This is a genomic window from Erwinia sp. V71 (genome assembly GCF_965644245.1).
In the GTDB taxonomy this organism is placed as follows: domain Bacteria; phylum Pseudomonadota; class Gammaproteobacteria; order Enterobacterales; family Enterobacteriaceae; genus Erwinia.
The window spans coordinates 1-2,405 of record NZ_CBFFRK010000220.1 but is presented as its reverse complement, the minus strand read 5'-3'; the positions used below and the strand labels follow the sequence as shown (position 1 = coordinate 2,405).

The 2,405-nt window shown below is 54.3% G+C and carries 4 protein-coding genes and 1 pseudogene; all 5 read right to left on the bottom strand.

Annotation, left to right across the window (positions count from 1 at the left end; all coding sequences use genetic code 11):
• Positions 1-47 precede the first annotated feature (47 nt).
• Positions 48-641 carry a baseplate J/gp47 family protein gene (locus ACSZO1_RS22200; protein WP_437616524.1) on the bottom strand — a complete coding sequence of 198 codons (594 nt, stop codon included), beginning with the start codon at positions 639-641 and terminating at the stop codon, positions 48-50.
• On the bottom strand, positions 641-997 hold the full coding sequence (locus tag ACSZO1_RS22195; protein WP_437616522.1) for a phage GP46 family protein: 357 nt from the start codon (positions 995-997) through the stop codon (positions 641-643). Before ACSZO1_RS22195 ends, ACSZO1_RS22200 begins: the two co-directional genes overlap by 1 nt.
• A gap of 68 nt (positions 998-1,065) precedes the next feature.
• Complete coding sequence (locus ACSZO1_RS22190; RefSeq protein ID WP_437616520.1) at positions 1,066-1,308, bottom strand: DUF551 domain-containing protein; 243 nt, start codon at positions 1,306-1,308, stop codon at positions 1,066-1,068.
• Between the two features lie 24 nt (positions 1,309-1,332).
• On the bottom strand, positions 1,333-1,884 hold the full coding sequence (locus ACSZO1_RS22185) for a phage baseplate assembly protein V (RefSeq protein ID WP_437616526.1): 552 nt from the start codon (positions 1,882-1,884) through the stop codon (positions 1,333-1,335).
• A gap of 16 nt (positions 1,885-1,900) precedes the next feature.
• Positions 1,901-2,329: pseudogene (locus tag ACSZO1_RS22180) on the bottom strand (phage tail protein); the annotation flags it as partial.
• Positions 2,330-2,405: the final 76 nt, after the last annotated feature.

The window sequence follows — 2,405 nt, the reverse complement described above, 5'->3', positions numbered from 1 at the left end:
ATTCGTGGTCGAATTAAATCGGAAAGTGCGATCGGATTAAATCGGAATCAATGGTCGGTTTGGGTCGGAATACGCAGACGGCGGATAACATCGAGCAGACGCTCAAGCAGAGAGGCATCAGTCTCATCGTCCGTGCCGCCGCTCATCACGCCGACGGTCACTGTGCTGTCAAAGCCAGTGGGAACAGACGAGAATGCACCTGATACTGCAGCGCTGGTGTTACCTGCTGTACCTGCTGATGAATACTGAGCCGCAACAGTCCCGCTGCTGTCAGAACCAATCGTGACAGCTTCTGTCGTCGTCCATGACAGCGAACCGCGCGTGATGGTATAGCCTGCCTCTGCCGTCGCGCCTGGCTCTCCGGTCACCGTAATGGTGCCGCTGGCTGTCGTCGCCTGCTTGCGGTAGATATTGCGGATGCGGGCATGCCACACCAGAAACTCAGTGTCGGCAGTGTCCGGGAAAATCTGGCGGATGATCCACGCCTGGTGCTGATAAAGGCCCGTTGCCACGCTGGCAACAGAAGTGGCGCGAATATAATTGTCGCTGTCTTCGGAAATATCCGCGTCCGCATTGAGGTTCTGGATATCACGGAGGATATCGCTGCGAATTTTTTCGAAGGCCGGGACGGTAAAAGGCATTACGCAACGCTCACTGGTTGTTTAAAGGTCACTCTGGAGCCGTCTGCCTGAATCACTGTAATCAGCAACAGCAGCCAGCCTTTGCGCAGGGAGGATGTTTCGACGCTGACGGACTTTGCCCGGCCATCGTCAGCGGCAGTAAGAGGCGCAAGCGCCTCTTCTGCATACTGACTGGCCAGAGTGCGAACACGCGTTACATCTTTCTCTCTCCTCAGCAAATGGAGTTTTGAACCGATTTCCGGGTTAGCCCAGTAAGAGCCGAGCGGTATCATCAGGCGCAAATAAACGGCATTGGCCAGAGACGTTTCGCTTTTTCCGGTGTAGTCACCGGTTGTCGGATCAAGGAGTCTTTCCACGCTGCTATGATTGCAGCGCGGAAAGAAAGGGATAAGGTGAAGGGGTTCAGTGGGATGACGTGTTCAAGTTACTCCCCAGTGTCAGGGGGTGAACTCATCGGTTTCCAGTGCGTGACGGACTTTGGAAGACAGGTATTTCCCGTTCCCGGATGAGCGTTATCCCAGTACCACACTTCGGCATCTTCGTAGGGTTCAAAACGCGCAAGCGCTGTGACCGTGCATCGCCCAAGTCCGGCACGCTTAGGAATAAATACCTGAACTTCAACACCAAGAGGAGGTAAGTTATCTTTGCAGTCAATCCAGTCAGTCATGATTATCTTCGTACCTGCTTTTATTTACATCTGCTGATTTGGTTTCTCTGTCGTTCCTGCATCGCCACCGTGCTGGTGATCGTGACTGTCGTATGTTTCACGCATAGTGTTCATCGTTGACTGGCCATCAGCAATTTCGTCACTGGCTTTTAGCAACGGCGTCACGAAATTAGCAATGTTGCTGGCGGAAACATCATAATCTTCGGTGATGACATCATACTGCCTACAGTTCACCCGATATATATCGCAGTCCACCTCAACAATGCGACCTTTTTTTATCACCACCCGAGCGCCTTCGTCTGAATAAATCGCCACTTCACCGCTGGCCAGTGCGGTAATACGGTATTTCTCATTTTCCGTCGCGATAATGACCGAGTGCGATGTCTGGCCACCCAGCGGCGCGATGATGCACTGCGTGCCCGCTGGCGGGTTTGATGTGAAACCGAAGTGCTGGAACAGCTCTGCGTCCTGCAGCGTTTCACCCGCCAGCCCCTTAGCCTGCACCTGCTGCACTTTTAAAGCGCTGTTAACGCGGGTTAAACGCCCCCTGAAAGTCTGCCTTACGCCCGCTATCATGCGGCGGACGCGAGAATCAAGCTGGTCCCACATCGACTATCCCCAGTTCCTGTTTACGTTTACCTTTGCGTTTTTTGCGCTTCTTCGGATAGGCATCCGGTATCCAGACGCCGTCCTCTTTCAGGCGCAGCGTGGTGGTGGTGCCGGAATTCCGCCCGCCGGAAAACTCACGTCCCATCAGGAAAAACACGTCGTCGATGCCGTGCGGCTCACTGATAACGTGAATACGCTGACCGGGTTGCCACAGCAGACCATCAGACGTGCGGTGCCCCCTGACCACTGCGGTCAGCGAGTAGCTGGCCAGACGCGCATCAGCCCCCAGCTTGCGCGCGCGATACTGCACTTTTTCGAGGTCATCGGCATCGTGCATTACCACTATCAGAGGGCGGTAATGGGTGACTGCCGGGTCGCTGACGGTGTATTTCAGGCCGTGAAAGCCCGTTTGCTGCAAAATGGCATGTGAATCGATCACGGTTTGGCATCAAGGTCGATCATGATTTGGCATCCATCTCCGATCACGA